This window comes from Streptomyces laculatispora (assembly GCF_017353455.1).
Taxonomy (GTDB): Bacteria; Actinomycetota; Actinomycetes; order Streptomycetales; family Streptomycetaceae; genus Streptomyces; species Streptomyces laculatispora.
In genome coordinates, this window is the sequence record NZ_JAFMPZ010000303.1 from 1 (window position 1) to 2,999 (window position 2,999).

A 2,999-nucleotide genomic window follows, 5' to 3' on the forward strand; every position below is an offset into this window, starting at 1 on the left:
CCCCGGTCACCCCGGTCACCCACGAGGTGCCGCCGGTTCCCGGACCGCGCACCATCCCGAACGTGCCGGGGCCGCAGAGCGTGCCCCAGGGCACCCCGCAGCTCGCACACACCGGATCGGGCGGGCTCGACCTGCTGATCCCGGCGAGCGCGGGTCTGCTGCTGGCAGGCGCGGGCACAGTGCTGTACCGCCGCGGCAGGGCCGCCTAGGAGAAACGGCACTACGCGCAAGCACGGCGAAGGGAGCGGGCCCCGCGGCAGCGGGGCCCGCTCCGTTTCACCAGGTGGCCCGCAGCTGGCGGATGATCCGCCGACGCAGCCGTACCCGGCGGCTGCCGTCACGGCGCAGCGACAGCCGGTCCAACTCCCAGTGCCCGTACTCGGCATGCTCGGTCAGCAGGCGGGTCGTCTCCTTCCGGGACACCCCGCGCGGCACGTACACGTCGACAAATTCGTATTCCGGCATCGCATCTATTGTGCGGGCAGAGCCTCAGTACGGATAGCGTCTGCTCTATGTCTGATGCTGCGCAGCCATCCGCTGCCGAGGTACGCGCCGCCGCCGATGCGGTCAAGGTCGCGCTCGACCGTCACCTCGAGGCGGTCGAACGCCGGTCCGGGGACGACGACCCCGCTGTTTACGACGCGTTCAACGCGCTGGCCGCTGCGGCGGAGGTCTATGACGAACTCCTCTACGACCGCCATGACGAGGTCACCCCGTTCGAGATTCCGGGCGCGCAGGACTCCCTGCCGCCCTACAGCGGTCCCGAGGAGCCGAACGCACTCAGTGTGCTGATCCGCCGCGACTACGCGGTGGCGGAGCCGCAGCGGCTGCTCGCCCAGGCGCAGCGACTCGCGGACCTGGATCCGGACGGCCGCGACAGCGACGGGACGGCCGTGGTCGGCGGCAGTGTCCATGCGGCGCTGGGGGCGGTCTTCGGGGAGTACGAGGCGGACGAGATCGCGTCCCGGCACACGGAATTCGGCCTGGAGGAGGGCGACTCCACCCTCTGGGTCGCGGCGGCGGACGAACTGCCGGAGCCGGGGGAGTGGCTGGGCGCGCCCTTCGACGACGCGGACCCCCAGCTGGTGGTCTGCCGGTTCGATGTCAGTGCCGTCTTCGACGAGGACGAGCTGGACGGGGAACTGGGCGGTCTGGCGAGGGACGGCTCCTGACCGGTCCGTCTGCGACCGTCACGCCGTGACCGGTGCCGTGCCGCAGGGCCGGGCGGATGCGCGATGCATCCGCCCGGCCCTGCGGTCTCACCCGCCGGACGCCTCCAGCAGGGTGCGCAGCCGGGTGGTGCGGTCCTGCGCGGGGGACTGGGCGACCGCGCGCGGCAGAGCCTGGTCCACCCCGTGCACCACCGACAGGTGCCGCTCACCCCGGCCGAACGCGGTGTAGACCCAGGGGCGGCTGAGCCCCTGCGCCGCGTCACCGGGCAGTACGACGACCACCGCGGGCCACCGCATGCCGGCCGCCTGATGGGCGCTGAGCGCCCAGGCGTGCCGTACGGACGCCTCCACCCGCTCCTGCGGTACGACGACCGGGGTCCCCGCACAGTCCAGGTGCAGGCCCTCGGCGTCGGCCGAGACGACCACGCCGGGCACGGTCCTGCCCGGCGCCGGGACATGGGCGATCCGGTCGCCGGGGTCGAATCCTCCGAACCGTCCGGGGCCGGGGTTGAGCCGCTGCTTGAGCGCCTCGTTCAGCGCCCGGGTGCCCGCCGAGCCGCCGTGGCCGACGGTGATCACCTGGGTGTCGGACGACGGCACGCCGATGGCGCGCGGCACCGAGTCGGCGACCAGCTGCACCGTGCGGTGCACCGCCTCGCCCGCGTCACGCACGGGCACGATCACCACTTCTTTGCCCGGCGCCGCCACCTGGTTCAGCTCCCCGATGCCGATGCCGGAGACCAGCTCACCGATCGGACCGGGAGCCGGCGTACGGGAGACGATCTGCGGGCACGCACGGGCGGCCAGCACATCGGCGAACACCCGCCCCGCGCCCGCCGACCCCAGCACGCCCGGATCGCCGCTGAGCACCAGACGGGTGCCGTCGGCGAGGGCCTCCACCAGCATCGCTCCGGTCTCGACGTCGACCTGCGGGGCGTCCAGCACGACGAGCAGGTCGACGGCGACGGCCCCCTCCTCGTCCCGTCCGGGGCCCTCGGTGCCCGCGAGCAGCCCGGCCAGCGTGACGGCCGCCGACGGGTCGCCGACCGCCTCGGCCAGTCGCCGCCTGCCGTCCACGCTGTGGGTGGCGCCCAGCGCCCGCAGTCCGAGGCCGCTCGCCGCCGCGATCAGCGCGGCGGGCTCGGCCCTGGCCGCTTCGCCGCCGGTGTGCGCGACGAGTCCGTGGGCGGCGGCCGTACGGATCAGCTCGGCGGCCGAGGGGGAGGGCGCCGACGCGGCGGCCTGCGACCAGTCGGCGTCCTTCTCGCAGGCGTTCACCAGCCGGGCCAGCCCGTCGGCGAGGCTCTCCTCGGCCAGCCCGTACCGGTCGAGGCCGAGGAGCACCTGCACCGGCTCCCGCCCGTCCCCGGTCTCCTCGCCCTCACCGGCGTCGGCGCCCGCATCCGGGGCCTCTGCCGGCTCCCCGGTCTCCTCTTCCTCCGGGCCGTCCTGGAAGACCAGGACGACACCCTCGGCGACGGCGTGCTGCACGGCCGCGTCGGGGTCGGTCACCGACCGCCCGGCGAGCGCGGCCCGCACCTCGGTCGCGTCCAGCGCGGTGTGGCCCTGCAGCGCCGCGCGCTCCAGCAGCCAGCCGACCAGGGCCGCGGTACGCCGCTCGTCGTCGGGTCCGCATCCGTCGCCCAGCAGCGCGCGTGCGAAGCCGTCCGCCTGGTCCGGCCCGACGCCGGGGAGGGAGAGCAACTGCCAGGGGTCCTCGCGCAGGGTGTCGGCCGCCTGCGCGCCGAGCGTCCCGGCGGCCGGGGCGGCCAGGCTCTCGGGAGCCCCGCCGGCGGCCAGCACGGCGGCGACGGCGGCGACCGCCTC

The 2,999-nt window shown here is 75.1% G+C and carries 3 protein-coding genes and 1 pseudogene; 2 read left to right on the forward strand and 2 right to left on the reverse strand.

Annotation, left to right across the window (positions count from 1 at the left end):
- Window positions 1–209 (forward strand): annotated as a pseudogene (locus J1C73_RS16655) (hypothetical protein); the annotation flags it as partial.
- A 67-nt stretch (window positions 210–276) separates the two neighbouring features.
- Here J1C73_RS16655 and J1C73_RS16660 read toward each other — a convergent pair.
- Window positions 277–465, reverse strand: coding sequence for a DUF5703 family protein (locus J1C73_RS16660; protein ID WP_123468744.1), 189 nt, complete (start codon window positions 463–465; stop codon window positions 277–279).
- A 47-nt stretch (window positions 466–512) separates the two neighbouring features.
- On the opposite strand from J1C73_RS16660, the gene J1C73_RS16665 reads away from it, so the two are divergent.
- Window positions 513–1,172, forward strand: a complete 660-nt coding sequence (locus tag J1C73_RS16665) for a hypothetical protein (RefSeq protein WP_207317081.1) — start codon at window positions 513–515, stop codon at window positions 1,170–1,172.
- Between the two features lie 87 nt (window positions 1,173–1,259).
- Here J1C73_RS16665 and J1C73_RS16670 read toward each other — a convergent pair.
- The coding region (locus J1C73_RS16670) for a helix-hairpin-helix domain-containing protein (RefSeq protein ID WP_207317082.1) at window positions 1,260–2,999 on the reverse strand (1,740 nt) is incomplete at its 5' end.

Coding starts and splice junctions, on each gene's coding strand:
- J1C73_RS16665 (WP_207317081.1), top strand. CDS start 513: ATGTCTGATGCTGCGCAGCCATCCGCTGCCGAGGTACGCGCCGCCGCC.
- J1C73_RS16660 (WP_123468744.1), bottom strand. CDS start 465: ATGCCGGAATACGAATTTGTCGACGTGTACGTGCCGCGCGGGGTGTCC.